19 protein-coding genes are annotated in these 23,501 nt (G+C 69.2%); 11 read left to right on the top strand and 8 right to left on the bottom strand.

What is annotated here, in order from left to right; all coding sequences use genetic code 11:
- Nucleotides 1-73 precede the first annotated feature (73 nt).
- Nucleotides 74-2,089: an NACHT domain-containing protein gene (locus LX88_RS13335; RefSeq protein ID WP_258948065.1), complete on the top strand. Its 2,016-nt coding sequence runs from the start codon at nt 74-76 to the stop codon at nt 2,087-2,089.
- Nucleotides 2,090-2,141: 52 nt separating this feature from the next.
- Nucleotides 2,142-2,834, top strand: a complete 693-nt coding sequence (locus tag LX88_RS13330) for an RlpA-like double-psi beta-barrel domain-containing protein (protein WP_258948064.1) — start codon at nt 2,142-2,144, stop codon at nt 2,832-2,834.
- A 4-nt stretch (nt 2,835-2,838) separates the two neighbouring features.
- Here LX88_RS13330 and recQ read toward each other — a convergent pair whose 3' ends face one another.
- Nucleotides 2,839-4,836, bottom strand: a complete 1,998-nt coding sequence (gene recQ, locus LX88_RS13325; protein WP_258948063.1) for a DNA helicase RecQ — start codon at nt 4,834-4,836, stop codon at nt 2,839-2,841.
- Nucleotides 4,837-4,875: 39 nt separating this feature from the next.
- On the bottom strand, nt 4,876-6,726 hold the full coding sequence (locus tag LX88_RS13320; protein ID WP_258948062.1) for a Xaa-Pro dipeptidyl-peptidase: 1,851 nt from the start codon (nt 6,724-6,726) through the stop codon (nt 4,876-4,878).
- A gap of 101 nt (nt 6,727-6,827) precedes the next feature.
- On the opposite strand from LX88_RS13320, the gene LX88_RS13315 reads away from it, so the two are divergent.
- The 4 genes from LX88_RS13315 (at nt 6,828) to LX88_RS13300 (ending at nt 13,836) form a co-directional block, all read left to right on the top strand.
- Nucleotides 6,828-7,766 (top strand): maleylacetate reductase, encoded by a 939-nt coding sequence (locus LX88_RS13315; RefSeq protein WP_258948061.1) that lies wholly within the window; start codon nt 6,828-6,830, stop codon nt 7,764-7,766.
- 91 nt (nt 7,767-7,857) lie between these two features.
- On the top strand, nt 7,858-9,156 hold the full coding sequence (locus tag LX88_RS13310) for an alpha/beta hydrolase-fold protein (RefSeq protein WP_258948060.1): 1,299 nt from the start codon (nt 7,858-7,860) through the stop codon (nt 9,154-9,156).
- On the top strand, nt 9,123-11,606 hold the full coding sequence (locus LX88_RS13305) for a phosphatidylglycerol lysyltransferase domain-containing protein (protein WP_258948059.1): 2,484 nt from the start codon (nt 9,123-9,125) through the stop codon (nt 11,604-11,606). Before LX88_RS13310 ends, LX88_RS13305 begins: the two co-directional genes overlap by 34 nt.
- 64 nt (nt 11,607-11,670) lie before the next feature.
- On the top strand, nt 11,671-13,836 hold the full coding sequence (locus LX88_RS13300; protein WP_258948058.1) for an ATP-binding protein: 2,166 nt from the start codon (nt 11,671-11,673) through the stop codon (nt 13,834-13,836).
- On the opposite strand, the gene LX88_RS13295 is transcribed toward LX88_RS13300, so the two are convergent.
- The 3 genes from LX88_RS13295 to LX88_RS13285 all read right to left on the bottom strand — a co-directional run bounded on the left by LX88_RS13295 (nt 13,833) and on the right by LX88_RS13285 (nt 15,629).
- Nucleotides 13,833-14,441: a LysE family translocator gene (locus LX88_RS13295; protein WP_258948057.1), complete on the bottom strand. Its 609-nt coding sequence runs from the start codon at nt 14,439-14,441 to the stop codon at nt 13,833-13,835. The two genes, LX88_RS13300 and LX88_RS13295, sit on opposite strands and share 4 nt — an antisense overlap.
- Nucleotides 14,442-14,460: 19 nt before the next feature.
- Nucleotides 14,461-15,069, bottom strand: a complete 609-nt coding sequence (locus LX88_RS13290; RefSeq protein ID WP_090067663.1) for a LysE family translocator — start codon at nt 15,067-15,069, stop codon at nt 14,461-14,463.
- Nucleotides 15,070-15,137: 68 nt separating this feature from the next.
- The gene (locus LX88_RS13285; RefSeq protein WP_258948056.1) at nt 15,138-15,629 is read right to left on the bottom strand and encodes a GNAT family N-acetyltransferase; all 492 of its coding nucleotides are present in this window, start codon (nt 15,627-15,629) and stop codon (nt 15,138-15,140) included.
- Between the two features lie 233 nt (nt 15,630-15,862).
- Here LX88_RS13285 and LX88_RS13280 point away from each other — a divergent pair, with 233 nt between their 5' ends.
- Complete coding sequence (locus LX88_RS13280; RefSeq protein WP_258948055.1) at nt 15,863-16,453, top strand: PadR family transcriptional regulator; 591 nt, start codon at nt 15,863-15,865, stop codon at nt 16,451-16,453.
- Nucleotides 16,450-17,592: an FAD-dependent oxidoreductase gene (locus LX88_RS13275; protein ID WP_258948054.1), complete on the top strand. Its 1,143-nt coding sequence runs from the start codon at nt 16,450-16,452 to the stop codon at nt 17,590-17,592. Before LX88_RS13280 ends, LX88_RS13275 begins: the two co-directional genes overlap by 4 nt.
- On the opposite strand, the gene LX88_RS13270 is transcribed toward LX88_RS13275, so the two are convergent.
- Together LX88_RS13270 and LX88_RS13265 are read right to left on the bottom strand one after the other, a co-directional pair.
- Nucleotides 17,577-18,248: a response regulator gene (locus tag LX88_RS13270; RefSeq protein WP_258948053.1), complete on the bottom strand. Its 672-nt coding sequence runs from the start codon at nt 18,246-18,248 to the stop codon at nt 17,577-17,579. The two genes, LX88_RS13275 and LX88_RS13270, sit on opposite strands and share 16 nt — an antisense overlap.
- The gene (locus tag LX88_RS13265) at nt 18,245-19,753 is read right to left on the bottom strand and encodes an ATP-binding protein (RefSeq protein WP_258948252.1); all 1,509 of its coding nucleotides are present in this window, start codon (nt 19,751-19,753) and stop codon (nt 18,245-18,247) included. The genes LX88_RS13270 and LX88_RS13265 overlap by 4 nt, the downstream gene beginning before the upstream one ends.
- A 204-nt stretch (nt 19,754-19,957) precedes the next feature.
- Here LX88_RS13265 and LX88_RS13260 point away from each other — a divergent pair, with 204 nt between their 5' ends.
- From LX88_RS13260 to LX88_RS13250, 3 genes are read left to right on the top strand one after another with little or no spacing between them, the layout of a single operon-like run.
- The gene (locus LX88_RS13260) at nt 19,958-20,932 is read left to right on the top strand and encodes a Bug family tripartite tricarboxylate transporter substrate binding protein (RefSeq protein ID WP_258948052.1); all 975 of its coding nucleotides are present in this window, start codon (nt 19,958-19,960) and stop codon (nt 20,930-20,932) included.
- Nucleotides 20,929-21,420 (top strand): tripartite tricarboxylate transporter TctB family protein, encoded by a 492-nt coding sequence (locus tag LX88_RS13255; RefSeq protein ID WP_258948051.1) that lies wholly within the window; start codon nt 20,929-20,931, stop codon nt 21,418-21,420. The genes LX88_RS13260 and LX88_RS13255 overlap by 4 nt, the downstream gene beginning before the upstream one ends.
- Nucleotides 21,413-22,909 carry a tripartite tricarboxylate transporter permease gene (locus tag LX88_RS13250; protein WP_258948050.1) on the top strand — a complete coding sequence of 499 codons (1,497 nt, stop codon included), beginning with the start codon at nt 21,413-21,415 and terminating at the stop codon, nt 22,907-22,909. The genes LX88_RS13255 and LX88_RS13250 overlap by 8 nt, the downstream gene beginning before the upstream one ends.
- On the opposite strand, the gene LX88_RS13245 is transcribed toward LX88_RS13250, so the two are convergent.
- Nucleotides 22,906-23,496: a TetR/AcrR family transcriptional regulator gene (locus tag LX88_RS13245; protein WP_258948049.1), complete on the bottom strand. Its 591-nt coding sequence runs from the start codon at nt 23,494-23,496 to the stop codon at nt 22,906-22,908. The genes LX88_RS13250 and LX88_RS13245 overlap by 4 nt on opposite strands.
- Nucleotides 23,497-23,501: the final 5 nt, after the last annotated feature.

The following is a 23,501-nucleotide window of genomic DNA, read 5'->3' as shown; positions in this document are numbered from 1 at the left end:
CCCTTCCGCGATCCCGGCGACACGGTTACCGTCGTTCGCCGGGATCGCGGAGGTGAAGGTGGATCCAAGCGGGGTGACGAGGGCTGCACGGCTGACTGCGTTGGCCGCGTTGTGCCTGGTCACCGTCGTTTTGTTGCTCCCGGCGGCCATCAGCGTGAGCACCGGCGGGGCCGTTCCGGGGTTCATCGGCGAGTTCGGCCGGTGGTTGTGGCCCGCGGTCGGCGTGATGGTCCTCGTCGCGATCGGTCTCGCTGTCTGGGAGCGCGGCCGTGGCCACGAGACCAGCAATCGCACCGCCGCCCTCGCGCGGGTCGAGTCACGGGTGAAAGCGCTGCTCGCCGCCTCGTTGGCCGCGCAGACGCAGATCAAGCTCGGTGTCCTGAAGAATCCCGCGATCTCCGTGCGAGTCGACGGCGAAGAGATCTCCTCACGCAACGTGGAGGCCGTCTACGACCGCCTCGGCCACTCCATGGTCCTGGTCGGCCCGGTGGGGAGCGGCCGGTCGACGTTGTTGCGCGAACTGTGCCTGGCGCTGGTCGAACGGGCACGCAACGACCCGCAGGCGCCTATCCCGGTCGTCGTGGACCTGGCGACGTGGCAGGCGTACGGCACGCGCAAGCCGACCGAGTTCACCGCATGGTTGTTGCGCGAGATGAACCGCCGCTACGGCATCAGCCGCTCGGCCGGCACGATCTGGTTGCGCCGCGAGCGGGTCGCCGTGCTCATCGACGGACTGGACGAAGTGCCGCGCGTGGACCGCGCGCTCTGCGAGTCCGAACTCGCGCCGTTCGCCTCCGTCGTGACCTCGACCGGTCCGATCGACAACCTGCCGTCGGTGTTCGTGGAGCCGTTGACCCGCGGTCAGGTGCTCGAGTACATCGCTTCGGTCAGCCCTCGGCTCGACAGCCTGGAATCGGCCCTGACCCCGGAGATCTGGCAGCGGCTGGACTCACCACTGGCGTTGAACCTGCTGGCGCTGACGCACCTGGACAAGCAGGTCGACACGATCGGCAACGACTTCGTGGGGTCCTTCGTCGTGGAAAGGCTTTCCGGCCAACGCGGCGCGGGCCCCACCATTCGCGCGTTGAAGTTCCTCGCGCGGTTGGGGCGCCCGGACCTCGGCGCACCCGTGCACCTGCCTCACCGCCGTGCGTGGCTCCCGCTGCTGCCGACGCGTCCGCTGTGGTTGCTGTTCGTGCGCGCGGTGCCTGCGGCCTATGCCGGCGGTGTGTGTGCCGTGTCGTTCATGACGGGACTGCGCCTCGGGTTGTGGCCCGCTTTGGTGTTCGTGGTCGCCGCTTCTTCATTGCTCGTGCTGGTGAACAAACAGCCCCGCGTCTTCCACCCGCCTGGACGCGCGCACGGCATCGTGACTGCCGCGCTGGGATTCCTCGCAGGAGTGTTCGCGGGATTGCTGGTCGGTCTGGCCGGTTTGTGGCTGGGCGCAATCGGGACGCCGTGGCCGTATCTCGTGGCGTACGTGTTCGTGGTGGTGGCGTCGTTCTTCTTGGCGTTGGGCTTCATTCCGGGTGACGCGCCCGTCCCGTGGGCGTTGCTGATCGCCGCCGCACCGGGCGTTTCGATGATCTGGACCGGTCCGTACACGGTGATAACGGGCATGGGGGTCGGCTTCTCGGCAGGCGTGGCGGGCGGGATTTTCGCCGCCGCCGTGGGGCGTGTGTGGGGCACGGTGGTCCCGGTGCAACGACAACGCATGCGGCAAGGGCGCCCGTGGTGGGTTCAGCCGGCCGTTCCGGTGCTCGGCACGGTCGGTCTGCTGGGCGGGATCGGCGCGCTGGGGTCCTGGGGAGTAGCACTGGGAGTAGCACTCGGTCTGCTGGTGACCCCGACCGCCGCCCGCGACTACGTCTGGCCGTTCGACGCGCTCGCCGAAGTCGCCGCCGAGGCCATCACACGGCCGCTGTCGCTGGGCGAGTTGTCGTTCCGCCGCAAGGCTTTGCTGCACCTCGCACAGGACAGGCTGCTGCTCACCCGCGTCGACGGAGAGTACCGCTTCACCCACGTCGCGCTGCGCGACCACCTGGCGTCGTGCGACCCGACGGCGCTGGTTCGGGCCACGCGCCGTTGAACCTTCCCGATCTGCGGGCCGTACGGCCTGACAGAGAGGTCGGGTGTTGTGCATGCGCTGGTCGAAGGGCTGGATCGTGGGCGGCGGAGTCTTGTCGGTCGTCGCGGCCATCGGGGGCACGGCCTTCGCTCTCGCCGGATCTGGCGCCTCCTCGTCGCAGCCGGTGGTGGCGGGCAAAGAGGTGTGCGGTGGGCAGCAGGTGAAGACGACGAACGCCAAGGGGCCGGCGACGGTGCTGTCGGACAAGTTCCCGATCGGCACGCTGTTGCGAGTCACGAATCCCGCCAACGGGCGGGCGATCACCGTCTCGGTCACCGGGCCGTCGACCGGATGCGCGGTGCTGAACACCGCGGCATTCGATTCACTCGGGTCCGCCGAGGCCGGTGGAGCGGAAAGCGTTCTCCGGAGAATTCGGGTGGAGATCATCGGAAACGCACCGGCGCCGACTCCCACCACCCGCACCTCCACGGCGCGGGTGCGGGCTTCCGGAACAGTCGGGCAGGTCGTCTGCGACGGCGCGACCGTCGGGTTGTCGGCCGTCGGCGGGGCGCCCGGGGCGTTCTCGTCACAGCTCCCGGTCGGAACCGCCGTGCGGGTCACCAATCTGGACAACGGAAAGCAGACGACCGTCCGCGTCGTCGGCGTCGGGCCGGCCTGCGTCGTGCTGAACAGCGCTGCTTTCGAACTCGTCGGGGAGTCCGGGAAGAGCGTGATCAAACGGGTTCAGATCGAGAAGGTGACCTGACCCGTCACCAGTCCATGGGCTCGTCCGGCTCCTCAGGCTCCGGCCACTCGTCCACGGCGTCGCCCGAGCCCCACGCGGCACCGCCGGCACTCGGGGTCTTCGGCTTGGGCTTGGGCGCCGCGGCCGCGGCAGGTGCGGCCGCTTCCGGTGCGGGACCACCGGCTGCCACCACCTCCAGGATCTGCTCGCCGTACTTCGTGAGCTTCGCCTGGCCGACACCGCTCACCGCGCCCAGGGCGGTGAGCGAGCCGGGGCGCGACGCCGCGATGGACTTCAGCGTGGCGTCGTGGAAGATCACGTACGCCGGGACGCCCTGTTCGCGGGCCTGGCCTGCCCGCCACTCGCGCAGCGCCTCGAAGAGCGGGCCCGCGTCGGCCGGGAGGTCGACCTTCACCTTGGCCGCGCCGGACGAGGAGGACGCCGTGCGCGTCGTCGAGCGGACGGGCGTCGGGTCCTTGCGCATCTTGACCTCGCGCTTGCGGCCGAGGACCTCGGTGCTCGCCTCGGTGAGCACGAGCGTCGAGTACTCGCCCTCGACGGCCAGCAGGCCCTGCGCGAGGAGCTGGCGGACCACACCGCGCCACTCGCCCTCGCTCAGGTCCTCGCCGATGCCGAAGGTGCTGAGCTGGTCGTGGTCGAACTGGATGACCTTGGCGGTCTTGCGGCCCAGCAGGATGTCGATGGCCTGCCCGGCGCCGAACTTCTGGTTGCGCTCCTTGCGGAGCCGGTAGACCGTGGACAGGACCTTCTGCGCGGCGACCGTGCCGTCCCACGACTCGGGCGGGGTCAGGCAGGTGTCGCAGTTGCCGCAGGGGGCGCCACCGGGTTCGTTGAAGTACTCCAGGAGCCTGGACCGGCGGCACGTGACCGTCTCGCAGAGGGCGAGCATCGCGTCGAGGTGCGCCTGTGAGCGCCGGCGGAACGCCAGATCGCCTTCCGACGACTCGATCATCTTGCGCTGCTGCACCACGTCCTGCAGGCCGTAGGCGAGCCACGCGGTGGACGGCAGGCCGTCGCGACCGGCGCGGCCCGTCTCCTGGTAGTAGCCCTCGACCGACTTCGGCAGGTCGAGGTGGGCGACGAAGCGGACGTCCGGCTTGTCGATGCCCATGCCGAACGCGATGGTGGCGACCATGACCAGGCCGTCCTCCCGGAGGAACCGGGCCTGGTTGCGCTGGCGGACCGACGAGTCGAGCCCCGCGTGGTACGGCAGCGCGGGAATCCCGTTCGCCACCAGGAACTCCGCCGTCTTCTCCACCGACGCGCGGGACAGGCAGTAGACGATGCCCGCGTCGCCCTGGTGCTCACCGCGCAACAGGTCCAGCAGCTGCTTCTTCGGCTCCTTCTTGCCGACGATGCGGTACTGGATGTTCGGCCGGTCGAAGCTGGAGACGAACTGCCGCCCGTCGTTCAGCTCCAGGCGCGTGAGGATCTCCTTGCGCGTCGCCTCCGTGGCCGTGGCGGTGAGCGCGATCCGCGGCACCTTCGGCCAGCGCTCGTGCAGGTGCGTGAGCGAGAGGTAGTCGGGCCGGAAGTCGTGGCCCCACTGGGAGACGCAATGCGCCTCGTCGATCGCGAACAGCGCGATCTCACCCTGCTCCAGCAGGCGCAGCGTCGCCTCGGACGTCAGCCGCTCCGGCGCCAGGTAGAGCAGGTCGATCTCGCCGTTGACGAAGTCGGCCTCGACCATCCGGCGTTCGTCCCAGGACAGCGACGAGTTCAGGAAGCCCGCGCGCACGCCGAGAGCTCGCAGCGCGTCCACCTGGTCCTGCATCAACGCGATGAGCGGTGAGATCACCACGCCCACGCCCGGCCGGACCAGCGCCGGCACCTGGTAGCAGAGTGACTTGCCACCACCCGTCGGCATGAGCACGAGCGCGTCGCCACCCGCGATCACGTGCTCGACGATGGCGGCCTGGTCGCCGCGGAACTCGGGATACCCGAAGACGCGCTGCAGGACCTGCAGCGCGTCTCCGAGAACGACACCGTCGGTGGAAACCATGGCGCCGATGCTAGCGAGCAGCACCGACAGTCCGGTTCGCTAGCCCAACGCGCCCTTCGTACCAGCGGAAACGCTGCCGGCGACCAGCGGAGCGGACGAGGCGGCCGGGACCGAGCCCTTCAGCGGGATCCGCACCGACGTGTCCGCCAGGTCGACGGTCAGCCTCGGCAGCTGACTCGGCCGTACGATGGCGGTCGAGTCGGTGCCGCCGATGACCAGGCCCAAACGATGTCCCGCCTTGATCAGATGGTCCGTTGTGGACAGTCGGAACGTCATGCGGTACTTGGTTCCCGGCGTGATCGTGCGCGGGGTCGAGAGAGACGAGTAGTTCGCGAGATCCGCCCAGCCACGCGCGATGATCTGCGCGTCGACGTTGCCCGTCGTGGCCTCCGTGTTGCGATAACAGGCGTCATCGCCCGTGCGGCTCTCTCCCCAGCACGACTCCGTGGTCAGGGTCCGGATGCCTTCGCCGGTCCGCACCGTCGCCGGCCCGTAGTCGACGAGGTACGCCGTGAGGTGCGCGGTCGGTGTCGAGGACGACACCCCCACCGTGATCGAGGACGTGCCCGCGACGCGCAGGTCGGAGGTCAGCGGCGCCGTCGAGTAGATCGTCCTCCCGGTGTTCGAGCCGGAGAGCCAGTTCGCCGGCGTGCCGCTGCCGTTGTCGGTGAACGCCGACGTACCGGTGCCGGGCGTCGTGCCGAGTCCCGAAGAAGAGGGACGCAACACGGTGCTGACGGTGCCCGCAGGAGGCCACGTCTGGTCGTCCGCCCACTGGTCGGGCGCGCGTTCCGCCGACACCTGCGGTTCGTTCTCGATGCCGTTCTGCACGTTCAGCAACCAGCGGTCGAACCACCGGTGCAGCGTCGGGACCCACTCGCTGCGCCGGAAGTCGAACGGGTCGACGTGCGCCGTCTGCGAGAACCACAGCTTCTTCGGCACCGAGGCGGGCACCGCGTCCCAGAACTGGCCGTACTGCAACGTCTTCACGTTGAGGTCGTTCAGCCCGTGGATCGCGAAGATCGACGCCTTCACGTTCGCCGCGTTGCGCACGAAGTCACGCGTCTGCCACATCGCCGTGTAGTCGCCGTTGGCAGGAGAACCGTTCGTCATCTGCGTGCGCACCGCAGCACACCGTGAGCGCGCGTTGGAGTTCTCGAACTGCGAGCCCAGGCCGGTCGGCGAGCTGTAGCCGGGGTACGCGACGCCGTCCGAGCGGAACCAGTCGTACCAGGAGCTGATGGCCGCGATCGGCACGATGGTCTTCAGTCCGTCGATGCCGGTCGACGCGACGCCGTTCGCGATCGAGCCGTCCCACGACTTGCCGATCATGCCGACGGCGCCGGTCGACCAGGACGCGGTCTTCGTGGTGGCGCCGGTCAGGGTGGAATAGCCGGTGCGCCGGCCGTTCAGCCAGTCGATCACGGCCGTGCCGGAGGCGATCTCCGACTGACCGCCGACGTCGACGCAGCCGCGCGACCGGTTCGTGCCGAGGAAGTCGACCAGCACGACGGCGTAGCCGCGCGGCACGAAGTAGTTGTCGTAGAAGAGCGGGAACTTGACCGGCACCCCGGCGGAGTCGTAGGTCTTGACCTCGCTCTCGTTGCCGCGCCCGGCGCTCTGGTAGTAGGGGCTGGCGTCCATGATCACGGGCACGCGCCCGGTCGTGGACGGCCTGATGATGTCGGCCGCCACCCGGTCACGGGTGCCGTTGCCGTCGAGGTCGAGCCCGGAGTCGACGTAGACCGTCTCGCGGACCGCGTCGGCCATCGAGTGGATCGGCGCGGTCACGCCGCCGGACAGGCTGAACGCTGGTGTCGCCGCTGTGGCAGGGATCGGCGTCAGGGACAGGGCTCCTGCTAACGCCACTACAACACGAACACGCTTCATAAAGATTTACGCTAAGGAGTGACGAACTCGTCCCGTCAGAGCCGAAAGGCTTGACCCTCTGCTGTTGCGCCCGGCACTCCCCTCACGAATATTCGTCACTCGTGAGCTTCACCTTCGAACCTGGCCGCACCCGCGTCGTCTTCGGCCGCGGCACCGTCTTCTCCGTGCGCGCCGAGGCCGAGCGGCTGAGCGCGCAGCGGGTGCTGCTGATCGCCCGCCACGGTGGCGACAAGGTGGCTGCCGAACTCGGCCCGCTGCTGGTCACCCGGTTCACCGGTGCGGCCATGCACACGCCGGTCGAGGTCACGGAGCGCGCGCTCGCGTCGTTGCGTGAACACGGGGCGGACTGCATCGTGTCGGTCGGCGGCGGGTCGAGCACGGGGCTGTCGAAGGCGCTCTCGGTGCGTGCGGGTGTACCGCAGATCGTCATCCCCACGACCTACGCAGGCTCCGAGGTCACACAAGTGCTCGGCGAGACCGCGTCGGGGCTGAAGAAGACGCGGCGCGACCCGGCGATCCAGCCGAACACGGTCATCTACGACGTCGACCTCACGCTGGACCTGCCGCTCGACGTCACGGTGACGAGCGCGCTCAACTCTCTTGCTCACGCCGTCGCCGCCCGAGGCAACGAGAACCCGCTGATCGACGCCATCGCGACCAAGGCGATCGAGGGCGTTTTGCACGCTTTGAGCGGAAATCCGTCCACTGTGGAGGCGCGGACCGAGCTGCTGTCGTCGGCCTGGCTCGCGGGCACGTGCCTCGCGTCCGTCCCCATGGGACTGCACCACAAGCTCGCGCACGTTCTGGGCGGCACGTTCGGACTGCCGCACGCCGCCACCCACACGGCACTGCTCCCCCACACGGCACCGTCCGATCTGGCCACTCGCGTCCACGACACGGCGACTCGGTTCGGCGCGGCGACGTCGTTGCGGGAACTGGGGATGGCGGAGTCCGATTTGTCCCGTGCCGCGGAGATCGCCGAGCACCCGGACGCCCTGCGGGTGCTGACGAACGCCTGGCGCGACGCGTCAACCGGCTGAGCGGTTGTCATTCTTCAGGCTGATGTTCACAGCTCTGAAGCGAGACGAAACGCCGATGTGCTTCCTGAAGACTTCCTGAAGCATCGGCGGCATGCTCAGCCCGTTGGATCTGTCCCTGATAAACGGACCGATCCCCAAGCTCGCCACGGCCGCCGCCGTACTCGCTCTCACGTACCTGGCAATCCGGAAGAACCGGACGTGGTGGTCCCGGGTCCTGCCGATCGTGGTGCTGGCGTGCGCGCTCGTGGTGACCGGGTTGACGCTCGTCGTCGACCACGTGTGGAAGCCGTGGCCGGAGCCGATGCCTGTCGTGCTGATGGTCTGGCTGGGCGCTGTCCTCGTCGCCCTGACCCTGGCGGCCGCCAGGCTGCGCTCCGGCCGGTGGTACGGCCGGGTGTTCGGCGTGCTCCTGGCCCTGGGCGTCGCCACGAGCGCGGTGGTCGCGGCGAACGCGCATTTCGGGCAGTACCCCACGTCACGTGCGGTGCTGGAGATCTTCGAGAACGACAGGGTCGACATCAACGACGCCGCTCCTCCGCCCAGCGGCGTGGTCGACGTGCCCTCCGGCAAGAAGCTCGCCGACGTCTGGAAGAGGCCGGCGGACCTGCCGGACAAGGGCACCATCTCCGAGATCCACGTCCCCAGTGCGTTCAAGTCACGACCGGCGTGGGTCTACCTGCCGCCCGCCTACAACACCACTCCCCGGCCGAAGCTGCCCGTGATCGTGCTGATGGCGGGTCAGCCCGGTGGTCCTCGTGACTGGTTCGACGGCGGCCGGGTCATGGAAGCGCTCGACGACTACGCGCGCCGGCACGACGGGCTCGCGCCGATCGTCGTGTCCGTCGACCAGATCGGCGAACCGATGGCGAACCCGCTGTGCCTCGACACGAAGCTGGGCCAGTCGGAGACGTTCCTCGCCCGTGACGTGCCCAAGTGGATCAAAGAACGGCTCACGGTCGACGAACGCCGTGAAGCCTGGGCGATCGCGGGCTTCTCGCACGGTGGTACGTGTTCCTTCCAGCTCGCAGTGCGCGCGCCTGAGGTGTACGGGAACTTCGTCGACCTCACGGGGCAGCGCGAACCCACGCTGGGCACGCGCGCCGACACGGTGAAGGCCGCGTTCGACGGCGACGAAGCGGCGTTCACCCGCGTGAACCCCATGGACATCCTCGCCCGGAAGAAGTTCCCGCACACCGCGGGAATCATCGTGACCGGCACGGAGGACGCCCTCTACCGGCCTGCTGGTGTCGAGGTGTTCGAGGCCTGTCGCAAGGCCGGAATGGACGTGCAGTGGAGGGACCTGCCGGGAAGGCACGACTGGACGGTGTGGCGGCCCGGCCTCTTCGACTCGGTGCCGTGGCTCGCGCAGCGGACAGGGCTGGTCAGATGATCGCCCGGCTGTTCCGCACCGCACCTCTGACGTGCGCGTTCCTCATCGTCTTCTGGACGGCCGGGGCGTTGACCGGGGCGATCGGCGGCGCGAGCGACGAACTGCTCGCGCGGACCGGGTTCGGCACCGGGAGTCCGTGGTGGACGGTGCTCACCTCGGCGCTGTGGTCGATGGACCTGCTGGGCTACGTCGCGACCACCGTGCTGCTCGCCGTCACCGGACCGCTGGCGGAGCGCGAGTTCGGCGCGCTGCGGACCGCGGCGATCTTCCTGGCCACGCACGTGCTCGGCTCGTTCCTGGGGCTCGGCCTGGTGCTGGTCGGCGGCGACCTGCACTGGGGCTGGCTCGAGTCACTCGTGGGCGAGCCGGCGGCGGGGCCGTCCATCGGCGGGGTCGGGCTGGCGCTCGCCCTGACGTTCCGGATGCCACCGCTGTGGAGGCGTCGCGTCCGGTTGATGATGATCTTGTCGGTGCTGGTCCTCACCCTGTACTCGGGTTGGCTGGAAGACCTCCTGCGACTGTCCGGTGGCGTGGCCGGGCTGGTGGTGGGAGCGCTGTTCCTCAGGAGCGGGCCGGTGCACAAGGCGCGTTCGCTGCAGGAGACGCGGGTGCTGGTGGCGTTGCTGCTCGCGGCGTCGGCACTCGGGCCGGTGGTGTCGATGATGTCGCCGTACCCGAACGGGCCGCTGTGGTGGTTCGCGGACGTCGTGGCGGTCGCTCAGCCGTCGCAGGAGGACGTCGACGCGTTCTGCTCCTCGGACGCGGTCGAGCTGTGCCGGACGATGCTGGTCCAGCTGTCGTACGGCCGGTTCCCCGCGCTCGTGATGTCATTGCTGCCGGCGTTGCTGCTGCTCGTGCTGGCGGAAGGGCTGCGACGCGGACGGCGGTTCGCGTGGCGGACTGCGCTCGTGTTCAACGTGGCGTTCGCGGCGTTCATCGGTTCGTACGTCGTGTACGTCGCGCAGTTCCCGGACGCGAGCGTGCTGGAGCTGGCGGTCTCGTTCGGTGTGCCGATGCTGGCACCGCTTGCGATCACCGTGGTGTTGTTGTTGACGCGCAGGCATTTCGACGTGCGTCTTCCTCGGCATGCCGTCGTGAGGTTCTGGCGGTTCACGGCGATCAGCGTCGCGTCGCTGTCGGCGCTGTACGTCTTCGGCGGGTACCTGGTCCGCGACCAGTTCACGCCGGAGCCCGGGTTCGGTGCGCTGCTCGCGGACCTGCCGACGCGGTTCCTGCCGCCGGGTTACCTCGACCTGGTGCCGCTGCGGTTCTCCGCCGAGGGGTTCGTCGGCGCGCTGCTGTTCGAGTACACCGGTGTGGTGTTCTGGCTGATCGTGCTGGCCGGGTTGCTGATGGCGTCGTGGCGGACGTGGCCGTCGTCGTGCGAGAAGGAGGCAGCGCACGCCCGTGAACTGATGCGCCGCTACGGCGGTTCGTCGTTGTCGTACATGACGACGTGGCGCGGCAACCAGTACTGGTTCACGCCGGACGGGGAGACGGCCATCGCGTACCGCGTGGTGGCGACCATCGCGCTGACGGTCGGCGATCCGATCGGCCCGGCGAGGGTGGACGCCGTGCGCGGGTTCGCGGAGTTCTGCGCGCGCAACGGCTGGACGCCCTGTCTCTACAGCGTGGGCGCGGAGACGCGGGCCGCGGTGGAGGAGCTCGGCTGGTCGACGGTGCAGGTCGCCGAGGACACGATGATCGAGCTCGACGAGCTGAGCTTCACCGGCAAGAAGTGGCAGGACGTGCGCACGGCGTTGAACAAGGCCGCCAAGGCCGGGATCACCGCCGAGTGGTGCACGTACGCCGACGCGCCGTACGCGATCACGGACCAGATCCGCTCGATCTCGGCGGAGTGGGTGGCGGACAAGGGCCTGCCGGAAATGGGTTTCACGCTGGGAGGGTTGGAGGAGCTGACAGGTGACGGGGTCCGCTGCCTGCTGGCGGTGGACGGCGACCGGACCGTGCACGGCATCACGAGCTGGCTGCCGGTGTACGCCGACGGCGAGGTCGTCGGGTGGACGCTCGACTTCATGCGCCGCCGCTCGCACGGCTTCCGCGGCTCGATGGAGTTCCTGATCGCCTCGGCGGCACAACAACTCCAAGCCGAGGGAGCGCGGTTCCTGAGCCTGTCCGGGGCACCGCTCGCGCGGCTGGACCGCGGGGAACGGCCGCGGGCGTTGCAGCGCGTCCTGGACTTCACCGGGCAGGTGCTGGAACCGGTGTACGGGTTCCGCTCGCTGTTCGCGTTCAAGGCGAAGTTCCAGCCGACCTACCAGCCGATGTTCATGGCGTACCCGGACTCGGCGGCACTGCCGCGCATCGCGAACGCGGTGAGCCGCGCGTACCTCCCGCACCTCAACGCGCGGCAGGGGCTTCGGCTCGCGACCAAGATGATCATTCGGACGCGGGAACGCGTGACCACCACGCCTGGTCGAACTCGCTAGTCCGAAAGGGTGGAGGAGTGATGCTCGTCATCCCACTTCGGTGCCACTAGGCGAAGATGCGCCGATGACCGTGCGGGGCGATCTGCCTCCCCAGACCACGACGTTCATCGGCCGCCGGGCGGTGCTCGCCGAAACCGAGGCACTCCTGCGCCGGTCGCGGCTGGTCACGCTGGTGGGCACAGGCGGTGCGGGCAAGACCCGGGTCGCCGTGGAGGCGGGGCGCGCGCTGGCTCGGGCGGGGGCGTTCCAGCACGGGGTGTGGCGGGTGCGGCTCGCGGATCTCCGGGACCCGGCGGCGCTGTCCCGCACCGTCGCGGCCGAGCTGCGGATCGTCGACAACTCACCGGAGCCCGGGCTCAAGCGGCTGGTGGAGTCGTTGCACGACAAGCACTTGTTGCTCGTGCTCGACGGCTGCGAGCACCTGCTGGAGGCGGTCCGGCATCTAACGCACCACCTGTTGCACGACTGCGAGGGGCTGACGATCCTCGCGACCTCGCGGGAGGCGCTCGGCGTCTACGGAGAGCACCTGCTGCGGATTCCGCCGCTGGGCGTGGACGACGCGGTGGAGCTGTTCCTGGACCGGGCGGAGGTGCCGCCTGACTCAGCTGACGTCGCGACGCTGTGCCAGGCGGTCGAAGGGCTGCCGCTCGCGATCGAACTCCTGGCCGCACTACCGGCCGGCGTGGTGCTTTCCGAGGTGCCACAGCGGCCCGCCTCTCTGGAGCAGGTGCTCGAGTGGGCGGCGCAGCAGTGCACGGACGAGGAACGGCGGTTGTGGGCGCAGTTGTCGGTGTTCCCCGCGGACTTCGATCTCGCAGCCGCTGAGGCGGTGGCGGATGCGGGCGTGTTGAAACCGTTGTCCGCGTTGGTTCTCCGGGCGATCGTGGCGACGGCGAAGAGCCCAGTCACCGGTGAGACCCGTTATCGATTACTGGGCGCCGTGTCGCAGTTCGGTGCCCGTCTGCTGGCGGATGCGGACGAGCCGTTGCACCGCCACGCCGTGCACTACAGCGTGTTCGTGGACGAGGCCGCTGGCTCGTGGTTCTCGCCGGGCGAAGCGTTGTGGACGGGCCGGCTGTGGGAGGAGTGGCCGAACGTCCGCGCGGCCGTCGGGCACGCGCTCCGGACACCCGGCCTCGCCGAGGCCGGCGCCGTCGTGGCGATGAACGTGCAGCGGGCGCGCTTCACCTCGTTCGCTGGGATGCTCGGGGAGGCGTGGGACATGCTCGTCGCCGCCCGCGAGGTGATCACCGAGGCACCGCTGCGGACGTCGTTGCTGGCGCACAGCGCGTACATGGCGCAGGTGCGTGGCGATTCGGCGGTGGCATTCCCGTTGATGAGCGAGGCACGTGCGTTGCCGCGGCTGCCGATCACCGACGTGCACCTGGTTTTGGCCGAAGCCACACACCTCTTCTTCGTGGAGAGTTCACCGGACTGTGTGCCGTTGTACGCACACGTTGTGGAGCTGTGCCGTCAGTACGCGTCGCCGGGCGACACCTACGTCACCGAGTTGATGCACGCGATGGCGTCGTGCTTCCTGCTGGACGCCGAAGCCGCGGACAAGGCCACGACAGCGCTCGCCAGGCAGGCCGAGAGCAACGGCGTGAACTGGTCGCACGCCTGGGGGTTGTGGCATCGCGGCCTCTACGAACTGCTGCACGGCGACCCGGCACAGGTGCATCCGCTGGTGATCGAGGCGTTGCGCATCCAGCTGACGCTCGGCGACACGTGGGGTGCGCCGTTCAGCCTGTGGCTGCTCGCCTGCACGTGCGCCGAGCTCGGAGCCTTCGACCGCGCGGCACGGCTGCTCGGCGCGCTGCGGTCACTGGAACGGATCTCGCGGATCTCGTTCGCCGGCATGAGCCCGTTCCACCGGCTGCTGGACCGGGCCGACCGGACCGTCCGCCGCTCGCTCGGTGACGACTACCAGGTGATCTCGACGCTCGGCGCCGACCTGCGCCCCGAGCAGGCGATGGTGTTCGCGCTCGAACCGGTGCCGGACTCCGAACGCCGACCGGCGAAGCCGTTGCTGCCCGGCGGCCTGACCCGGCAGGAGTTCACCATCGCCGGGCTGGTCGCGGACGGGTTCACGTCGAAGCAGATCGGCACGCGGCTGTTCATCTCGCCGCGCACCGCGGACCGGCACGTGGTCAACATCCGGGTGAAGCTCGGCCTGCCGAGCAGGGTCGCGCTCGCGGCGTGGCACCGCTCGGTCACCGGGGAGCGTTAGCGCGCGTCGAACGCCAGCTTCAGTCCCAGCGCGACGAACACGGACGCTGTCAGCCGGTCCAGCAGAACCCGCTGGCGCAACAGGAAAGCACGCGCGCGACCGGCCACCGCGATCAGGACCGGCAGCCACACCAGGCCCAGTCCGAGGTGGATGGCGACGAGTGCGGCGCCCCACGCGGGTTCACCGGCGGGCATGAACTGCGGCAGCAGCGACAGGTAGAAGACGCCGACCTTGGGGTTGAGCAGGTTCGTCAGCAGTCCGACGCGCAACGACGCTCCCGCACCCGGCACCGGACGGGAGTCGTCGAGGGACACGGCCTTGCGGGAGTTCCACAGGGCCTTGGCGCCCAGGTAGATCAGGTAGGCGGCCCCGAGCCAGCGGACTACGTCGTAGGCCAGCGCGGACGCCTGCAGCAGTGCGGTGAGACCCGCGAGGCTCGCCACCGCCCAGACCAGGCAGCCGAGGGTGATGCCGAGGACCACGCCCATCGCCGCGCGCTTGCCGCTCAGCAACGCCGTGCGCAACACCATCACCGTGTCCAGGCCGGGCGTCAGGACGGTGAGCAGCGCGACGAGGGAGAAGCTCAGGAGGGCGGCGGTCGACATGCGGACATCACATCACACGTCAGCGCGCGTCCGCCGCCGTTTTCAAGCCGAACGCGATCAGCGCTGAAGCGGACAACCGGTCCAGCAGAAGCCGTTGCCGCAGCAGGAAAGCACGTGCCCGGCCGGCCGCGGTGATCAGGATCGGGAACCACACCAGGCCGATGCCGAGGTGGATCGCCACCAGCACCGCGCCCCACGCGGGCTGGCCGACCGGCAGGAACTGCGGCAGCAGCGAGATGTAGAAGACGCCCGGCTTCGGGTTGAGCAGGTTCGTCAGCAGTCCGACCCGGACGGCCGCGCGCACCGACGGCACGGGCGCGGGTTCGTCGATCTCGGCGGGACGCCTGGACTGCCACAGCGCCTTGACGCCGAGGTAGACCAGATACCCCGCGCCGAGCCAGCGCACGACGTCGTAGGCCAGTTCGGACGCCTGCAGCAACGCCGTCAGGCCGACCAGGCCCGCGACCGCCCACACCAGGCAGCCCAGCGTGCTGCCCACCACGACGCCCATGGCCGTGCGACGGCCGACCAGCAGCGCCGTGCGCAGCACCAGCAGGGTCTCGAGGCCCGGCGTGATGACCGTCAGCAGCGCGACGAACGTGAAACTCAGGAGGGCGGCGGTCGACATGACGCCATGAGAACACGGAAGAACAAAGCCACGACAAGAATTAACGAACCCGACACGATGGCATCAGGTCAGGAAACTGGATTTTCCCGCACGGGCTTGGTGTAGCGGTGAGCCGGAACCGGGATCGGCCCGTCCGGGTGCGGCGCCCGGTGGTCGAACAGGCCTTCGTCGGCCCAGCCCTGCCGCTCGTAGAAACGGCGGGCCCGCGAGTTCCCGGTGACGACCGCGAGCCACGCGCGGGAGTGCCCGTTCGCCGCCACCTCCTGTTCGGCGGCGGCCAGAAGGGCCTGCGCCACACCGGATCCGCGGTGGTCTGCCGAGACGTAGACCTGTTCGACCTCGTCCTCGACGACCATCACGAACCCGGCGACCTCGCCGTTGATGATCGCGACCGTGGTCTGGCCGGCGTGCTCCAGCGCGCGTGGCTCGAAGGTCTCCTCCGGCCGTGCGTCAACGAGCTGCTGCGGGACGTTGCCGAGGTGTGCGTCGCACCAGCCCGGGTACCAGATCCGGGCCACCGCGGCGGCGTCGTCCGGGGTCGCGCGCCTGAGCTGGGTCACGGTCGGTGCCAGGCCTGGACGCCCATCCGCCCGTTTCCCAGGTCGATGAGGATCGAGCGCTGCCGCGCGGCCGGGACCAAGACCAGAATTCTGCCCCCAGATCTCATGCGACCGATCCTGTCACGGGTCGTGGATCTTCCGCCGAAACCTCCACAAGCGGAGCGGCGGTCCACAGCAGATAGTTGACATCAACTAGTTAGACCCGGATAGTCGATATCAACCAAGGAGGACGCATGCGGCGCAAGGTGTCGAACCCGCTAGCGCTGGCGGTGCTGGCACATCTCGTTATGGGCCCCATGCACCCCTACGAGCTGGGCAAACAGCTCAAGGACACGGGCAAGGACCGCAACATCAAGTTCAACCGCGGCTCGCTGTACATGGTCGTCGAGCAGCTGCGGAAAGCCGGCTTCGTCACCGAGCAGGAGACCGTCAAGGACACGCAACGGCCGGAACGCACGATCTACGCGCTGACCGACGCCGGCCGTGCCGAACTGCACGACTGGATGCGCGAGCTCGTCCGCGACCCGGTGCACGAGTACCCGCAGTTCGGCGTGGCGCTGTCGCTCATCTCCGTGCTCGACCCGGTGGAGGCCGTGGAGTTGCTGGAGGCCCGGGCCGGCGCGCTGGCGAAGGACCTCGACGAGACGCGCGGGATGGTCGGCAAGGCGACGGCCGACGGCGTCCAGTGGATCTTCCTCGTCGAGGAGGAGTACCGGATGTCGTTGCTGGAGGCCGAACTGCGGCTCGTCCAGAAGCTCACGACGGAACTGGCGAAAGCCGAGTACCAGCAGACCTGGCGCGAAATCTTCGGGAGGGAACGATGAAAGCGTTAGTCATCGGAGGCGGCATAGCAGGCCCCGTCACGGCCCTGGCACTCAAGAAGGCCGGCATCGAAGCGGCCGTGTTCGAGGCGTACGACGCCGCGGCGGACGGCGTCGGCGGAGTCCTCAACGTGGCGCCGAACGGCTTGGCGGCATTGCGGATCGTCGGCCTGGAAACCGATTTCGGCGAGCCCGTCCGCCGCATGGTCCTGGCGGACAACAGAGGCCGCGAGCTCGGCAGGGTCGAGGGCGACCCGAGCCGGGTGGTGTGGCGGGCCGATCTCTACCGCAGACTGAGAGATCTCACGACGGCACAACGGATCAAGGTCGAGCACGGCAAGCGCCTGGTCGACGTGGAAACGCACGACAACGGTGTCACGGCGACGTTCGCGGACGGCAGCACCGAATCGGGAGACCTGCTGGTGGGCGCCGACGGCATCCGTTCGGCGGTCCGCACGATCATCGACCCGGCCGCCCCGGGGCCCGAGTACGCCGGTCTGCTCGGATTCGGTTCGTACGCCTCACAAAGCGGCGTGCACGGCGATCCGGAGACCATGTACTTCGTCTTCGGCAGCTCGTTCCTCGGCTACTGGGCACAGCCGGACGGCACCATCGCGTGGTTCAACAACCTCGCCGTCCCGGAACCGATGACGGCGGCCGAGATGGCCGAGATCCCCACCGAGACCTGGCTGGCACGGCTGCGCGAGGCCTACGGTGACGACATGCCGGCGAAGCGGCTGCTGGCGCACAGCGACACCCTGATCGGCGTCGGCCCGCTGGAGATGATGCCCAGCGTTCCTCGCTGGCACCGCGACCGCATGGTGCTCGTCGGTGACTCCGCCCACGCGCCCAGCTCCAGCTCCGGCCAGGGCGCCTCACTGGCCGCCGAGTCCGCCGTGCAGCTGGCGCGCTGCCTGCGCGACATCCGTGACATCCCAACGGCGTTCGCCACCTACGAGCAGCTGCGACGCCCCCGCGTCGAAGGCATCGCAGCACGCGCAGCGCGTACCAACAGCAACAAGCGCGGCATCGGCCCCATCACCCGGCTGCTCATGCCGCTCGTGATGAAGACCGTGGGCAGGAAAGCGTTCACGCGTGACCAGAACCACCGCATCGACTGGGACGCTCAGGTCAGCCGGTAACCGTGCGCCGGGCGGTTCGCCATGCCGTACCGCGGCTGCACCTCCGCCTTGCCGATCGTCACCAGGTGCTCCAGGTAGCGGCGGGCGCTCACGCGGGACAGTCCCGCCCGATCCCCGACCTCCTGGGCGGAGAGGTCGTTCTGGCTGTCCCGCAACGCCTCCGTCACCAGTCGCAACGTCACGGCGGACAACCCCTTGGGCATGGCCAGGGTGCGCGGCCGGTGGTGCATCAAGGAGTCGACCTCGTCCTGGTCCAGCACCTGCCCCAGCCGCTGCACCTCGATGCGCTGGGCGAGGTACTCCCGCATCCGGTCGAGGAACGCCGTGCGCGTGAACGGCTTCACGAGGTAGTTGTCGACTCCGCGGGACATGGCCTGCCGCACGGTCTCCCGTTCGCGTGCCGCCGTCACCGCGATCACGTCCACGGGCGGCCCACCGCGAGCGCGCAGCCGCGACAGCACCTCCAGGCCGGACATGTCCGGCAGGTGGATGTCGAGCAGCACCAGGTCCGGCCGCAACGCCTCCACCGCCCGCAACGCCTCGCCACCGCGGTGGGCCTCGCCCACCACCTCGAACTCGGGCATCGCCCCCAGGAACCCGCGGTGGATCGCCGCCACGGCGAAGTCGTCGTCGACCACGAGCGTTCGCACGCTCATCGGTTCCCCGTTTCCGGCAGCCACACGTCGAACGACGCGCCGCCGAGCTCCGAGTCGGTGATCGCGACCCGGCCACTGCGGCGGGTCACCACCCTCGACACCAATGCAAGTCCTATTCCTCTGCCGTGCGCGCCCTGGGCGTCCTTGGAGCTGACACCCAGGTCGAAGATGCGGCCGCGTTGCGACTCGGCCACTCCCGGCCCGTCGTCGTCCACGACCACCCGCACGCCGGTGGCCGACGAGCGCACCAGCACCCGCACGGTTCCACCGGTCTCCACGGCGTCGACCGCGTTGTCGACCAGGTTTCCCAGCACGGTCAACGCGTCGTCGCCCGCACGAATGTCGACGGAGCTGCCGGGATCGAGCCGGAGCTCCACACCTCGTTCGTGCGCGGTGGAGGATTTTGCCAGCAACAACGCCGCCAGGGCGGGATCGGCGTTCGCTCCGTCGATGATGTCGGCCGTGACCGAGCCGGCGCCGCCGACCCGTTCGATGTAGGCGACGGCGTCCGGGCCGCGGTCCAGGTCCAGCAGACCACCGATGACGTGCAGGTGGTTCGAGAACTCATGGGCCTGTGCGCGTAGCGCTTCCGTGACGGTGCGCTGCCCGTCGAGCTCGCGCAACGCGTCGTGCAGCTCGGTCCGGTCGCGCAACGTCAGCACGACGCCGACGGCGCGTTCGTTCGTCTTGGCCGTCATCCGGTTCGCGACCAGGACCCGTTCCCCGGCGAGGACGAGCCGGTCCGCGACGTCGTCGTCGCCACGGGCGAGGTCCAGCAACCCGTCGTCGAGCACCTCCGCCGCCGGGCGTCCGCTCGGGTTCTCCGCCAAGCCCAGCAACCGCAGCGCCTCGTCGTTGACCAGCGCCAGCTTCTCCTGGTCGTCCAGGGCGACCACGCCTTCGCGGATGCCGTGCAGCATCGCGTCCCTGGTCTCGAGCAGCTGCGCGATCTCGGCCGGTTCGAGCCGGAACGTCCGCCTCCGCACGTGCTGCGTGATCAACGCGGCACCGAGCACGCCGACCAGCGCGGCCGCCGCCAGCCAGCCGATCAGCTCCGGCAGGTCCTCCGCGAGGTCGGCCGAGAGCTGGCTCTCCAGGATGCCGACGGACGCCATGCCGATGATGCGCCCGTCCGCCGTCCGGACCGGGACCTTCGCGCGGAGCGACGTGCCGAGCGTGCCCGTCTCCGTGCCGACGAAGACCTCGCCGGACAACGCGCTGGTCGGGTCGGTCGACACGCGCTCGCCGATGCGCTTCGGGTCGGGGTGGGCGTAGCGGACGCCGTTGCGGTCGGTGACCACCACGTACGTCACGCTGGACGCCTTGCGGATCAGCTCGGCCAGCGGCTGGATCGTCGCGGGCGGGTCAACGGAATCGAACGCCTCGACCACCGTCGGTAGCCGCGCCACGCTCTCGGCGACGGACAACATCCGGTCCTTGTAGGAGTCGCGGATCCGGTCGCTCTGCAGTTTGGCGGCGAGCAGCCCGGCCGCACAGGTGGTCATGAGCACGATGACCACCTGCAACGCCAGAAGCAAAGCTCCAAACGAAACAGACCGACGGAACATGGATGGAATTCTGACGCATCAGCTGTGAAACAGGTCACGAACTAAACGACCAATACGGAACTTACGACCTAACCCTTACGAGCCGCACGGCCGTTACCTAGCGTCCCCGCCCAACGTTCGCAACGAAGCGAGGAGCACTCGATGGGTACGGCATGGAGACGAGTGGCGGCGGTCGCCGCCGCCGGACTGGTGCTCGCAGGATGCGGTCAGGGGGCCAAGAGCGCGAGCAGCGGTGACTCCATCGCGAAGCTGGAGATCATGGCGCCCGCGGACCCCGGTGGCGGCTGGGACCAGACCGCGCGGTCGATGCAGTCGGCGGTGAGCGGCGCCAAGCTCGCCAACTCGGTGCAGGTCACCAACGTCGGTGGCGCGGGTGGGACGGTCGGTCTGCAGAAGCTCCTCAACGAGCGCTCCGAGTCGTTCCTGATGATCACCGGCCTGGTCATGGTCGGCGCGGTGGAGACCAACTCGTCGCCGGCCCGGCTGGAGGAGACCACGCCGATCGCCCGGCTGACGGCCGAGGACGAGGTCGTCGTGGTGCCCTCGGACTCGCCGCACAAGACGATCGACGACCTGCTGGCCGCGGTGGCCGAGAAGGGCAAGGGCGTCTCGATCACCGGCGGTTCGGCCGGCGGCACCGACCACATCCTCGCCGGGATGCTGCTCAAGGCGAAGAACATCGAGCCGGGCAAGCTGAACTACGTGCCGTACTCCGGCGGCGGTGAGTCGCTGGCGGCACTGCTGGGCAAGAAGGTCGACGCGGGCATCTCCGGCGTCGGCGAGTACAAGGAGCAGATCAAGGCGGGCAAGCTGCGCGCGCTGGGCACGTCCGGCCCGAACCCGGTGCCCGACCTCAACGTGCCGACGTTCAAGGACCTGGGCGTCGAGCTGATCAACTGGCGCGGTGTCGTCGCGCCCGCGTCGATCTCGGCCGAGGCCAAGCAGCGGCTGACCAAGCTGGTCACCGACATGCACGCGAGCCAGCAGTGGAAGGACGAGCTCTCCAAGAAGGGCTGGACGGACACCTTCCTGACGGGCAGCGAGTTCTCCACGTTCATGGCCAAGGAGATCGGCCGGGTGAAGCCCGCACTGCAGGACATCGGGCTCGTCAAGTGATTGCTGCAAAAGTCGAGGAGTACGCGTTCGGCGGTCTGGTCGCGGCGGTCGGGGTCTTCACCCTGGTCGACGCGACCACGATCGCCGGGCGTGACGACAACGTCGTAGGACCACGCGCGTTCCCTTACGCCGTGGGGATCCTGCTCGTCGTGACGGGCATCGCGGCGATCATCGCGACCGCCCGCGGGAAGCTCGGACAGGCCGAAGAGGCCGAGGACGTCGACGAGAACGTCCGCACCGACTGGCTCACCGTGGCCAAGCTGGTGGCCGTGCTGATCGCGCACCTGGTGCTCATCGACCTGGTCGGCTGGCCGGTGGCGGCCGCGCTGCTGTTCTTCGGCGCGGCCTGGACGCTGGGCGCGACCTGGTGGCGGGCACTGCCGATCGCGGTGGTGCTGGCGCTGCTCGTGCAGGTGGTGTTCGCGTACGGCCTGGGCCTGTCGCTGCCCGCCGGGATCTTCGAAGGGGTGCCGTTCCTCGATGGATAGCATCACCATGCTGCTGGAGGGTTTCGCGACCGCCGCGCAACCCGAGTACCTGCTGTACGCGCTGCTGGGCGTCACGCTCGGCACCGCGGTCGGCGTGCTGCCGGGCATCGGGCCGGCGATGACGGTGGCGTTGCTGCTGCCGCTGACGTACACCCTGGAACCGACGGCGGCGCTGATCATCTTCGCCGGCATCTACTACGGCGGCATGTACGGCGGCTCGACGACGTCGATCCTGCTCAACACACCGGGTGAGTCGGCGTCCATCGTCACTGCCTTAGAGGGCAACAAGATGGCGAAGGCCGGGCGCGGTGCGGCCGCGCTCGCGACGGCCGCCATCGGCTCGTTCGTGGCGGGCACGATCGCCACCGTGCTGCTCACGTTGCTGGCGCCGGCCATCGCGGACCTCGCGGTGCAGCTGGGTCCGGCGGACTACGTGGCGCTGATGGTCGTGGCGTTCACGACCGTGGCCGCGCTGCTCGGCTCCTCTCCCGTGCGCGGCCTGGCGTCGCTGGGACTCGGTCTGTTCATCGGGCTCGTCGGCACCGACACGCTGACCGGCCAGCAGCGCTTCACCCTCGGGGTGGCGACGATGTCCGACGGCATCGACGTGGTCGTGGTGGCGGTCGGCGTGTTCGCGGTCGGCGAGGCGCTGTACGTGGCGTCGCGGCTGCGGCACGGACCGATCGAAGTGATCCCCGTAGGCGGCAAGTGGATGACGCGCGGTTTCTGGGCGCGTTCGTGGAAGCCGTGGCTGCGCGGCACGTTCATCGGCTTCCCGATCGGCACCGTGCCGGCCGGTGGCGCGGACGTGTCGACGTTCCTGTCGTACGCGGCGGAGAAGAAGCTCTCGAAACGGCCCGAGGAGTTCGGCAAGGGCGCGATCGAGGGCGTGGCGGGTCCGGAGGCGGCCAACAACGCCGCCGCGGCAGGCGTTCTGGTGCCGTTGCTGACGCTCGGCCTGCCCACGACCGCCACGGCGGCGGTGATCGTGGCCGCGTTCCAGAGCTACGGCATCCAGCCGGGGCCGTTGCTGTTCACCAACAACGGCCCGATGGTGTGGGCGCTGATCGCGTCGCTCTACATCGGCAACGTGATGCTGCTCGTGCTGAACCTGCCGCTGGTCAAGATCTGGGTGAAGGTGCTGCAGATCCCGCGGCCGTACCTCTACGCGGGCATCCTGCTGTTCGCGGCGCTGGGCACCTACGCGGTGAACTTCGTCGTGGACGACCTGATCGTGCTGCTGGTGATCGGTGTGATCGGCTTCTTCATGCGGCGCCACGGTTATCCGGTCGCTCCGCTGGTCGTCGGCCTGATCCTCGGGCCGATGGCGGAGGAGCAGGTCCGGCGCACGCTGCAGATCAGCGAGGGCAAGCTCAGCGCGTTGGTGACGAGTCCGTTCGCGGCGGTCGCCTACAGCATCCTCGTCGTGCTGCTGGTGGTGGCGGTGGTGCTCCGGTTGCGCCGCAAGAAGTCCGAGGTGACGGTCTAACCGCGCACGGCGGCAAGCGCCTGTTCGTACAGTTCGAACGCATCGGCCTTGCCGCCGTGGCGGACCCACAGTTCCGACGCGGCGTCGACGCACGCGAACACGGTGGCGATGACGCCCATCGCGCGGGCGTCCGGGATCTCACCGGACTCGATGCCCATCCGCTTCTCGATCACGGGTACCAGCGCTCGCTGCCACCTCAGCCGCTTCTCGGAGTACCGCGAGCGCAGCGGCGGGTTGCCGAAGATCAGCGTGGAGATCTCCAGCACCCGTTGCGGGGTATGGTCCGACGCGGTGAGGATCGTGGTGAACCCGGCTCGCAGAGCGTCCCAGGTGGACACTTCCGGCGCCTGCGCCTCGACGGTGGCGACCAGCAGGTCGCCCAGCGCCTCCTGCTCGCCGCAGACCAGGTCCTCCTTGGTGCCGAAGTAGCGGAACAGCGAGCGCTGCGAGACTCCCGCGCTCGCCGCGACCTGGGCCATCGTGGTGGCCTCGTACCCCTGCTCCGCGAACAACTCCAGCGCCTTGTCGACGATCTCGGCGACCACGGCCTGACGCGACCGGTCCCACAGCGTCGACCGCTTCTCCATGAACC

Origin of the sequence: Lentzea californiensis (assembly GCF_024648825.1) — a bacterium.
GTDB lineage: Bacteria > Actinomycetota > Actinomycetes > Mycobacteriales > Pseudonocardiaceae > Lentzea > Lentzea californiensis.
The sequence above is the reverse complement of the archived record's forward strand: the minus strand, read 5'-3'. Positions and strand labels throughout refer to the sequence as shown.

Bases quoted from the DNA above. Each gene is read 5' to 3' on its own strand.
- LX88_RS13330 (WP_258948064.1), top strand. From the start codon at position 2,142: ATGCGCTGGTCGAAGGGCTGGATCGTGGGCGGCGGAGTCTTGTCGGTC.
- recQ (WP_258948063.1), bottom strand. From the start codon at position 4,836: ATGGTTTCCACCGACGGTGTCGTTCTCGGAGACGCGCTGCAGGTCCTG.
- LX88_RS13320 (WP_258948062.1), bottom strand. From the start codon at position 6,726: ATGAAGCGTGTTCGTGTTGTAGTGGCGTTAGCAGGAGCCCTGTCCCTG.
- LX88_RS13310 (WP_258948060.1), top strand. From the start codon at position 7,858: ATGCTCAGCCCGTTGGATCTGTCCCTGATAAACGGACCGATCCCCAAG.
- LX88_RS13300 (WP_258948058.1), top strand. From the start codon at position 11,671: ATGACCGTGCGGGGCGATCTGCCTCCCCAGACCACGACGTTCATCGGC.
- LX88_RS13295 (WP_258948057.1), bottom strand. From the start codon at position 14,441: ATGTCGACCGCCGCCCTCCTGAGCTTCTCCCTCGTCGCGCTGCTCACC.
- LX88_RS13290 (WP_090067663.1), bottom strand. From the start codon at position 15,069: ATGTCGACCGCCGCCCTCCTGAGTTTCACGTTCGTCGCGCTGCTGACG.
- LX88_RS13280 (WP_258948055.1), top strand. From the start codon at position 15,863: ATGCGGCGCAAGGTGTCGAACCCGCTAGCGCTGGCGGTGCTGGCACAT.
- LX88_RS13275 (WP_258948054.1), top strand. From the start codon at position 16,450: ATGAAAGCGTTAGTCATCGGAGGCGGCATAGCAGGCCCCGTCACGGCC.
- LX88_RS13270 (WP_258948053.1), bottom strand. From the start codon at position 18,248: ATGAGCGTGCGAACGCTCGTGGTCGACGACGACTTCGCCGTGGCGGCG.
- LX88_RS13265 (WP_258948252.1), bottom strand. From the start codon at position 19,753: ATGACCACCTGTGCGGCCGGGCTGCTCGCCGCCAAACTGCAGAGCGAC.
- LX88_RS13260 (WP_258948052.1), top strand. From the start codon at position 19,958: ATGGGTACGGCATGGAGACGAGTGGCGGCGGTCGCCGCCGCCGGACTG.
- LX88_RS13250 (WP_258948050.1), top strand. From the start codon at position 21,413: ATGGATAGCATCACCATGCTGCTGGAGGGTTTCGCGACCGCCGCGCAA.
- LX88_RS13245 (WP_258948049.1), bottom strand. From the start codon at position 23,496: ATGGAGAAGCGGTCGACGCTGTGGGACCGGTCGCGTCAGGCCGTGGTC.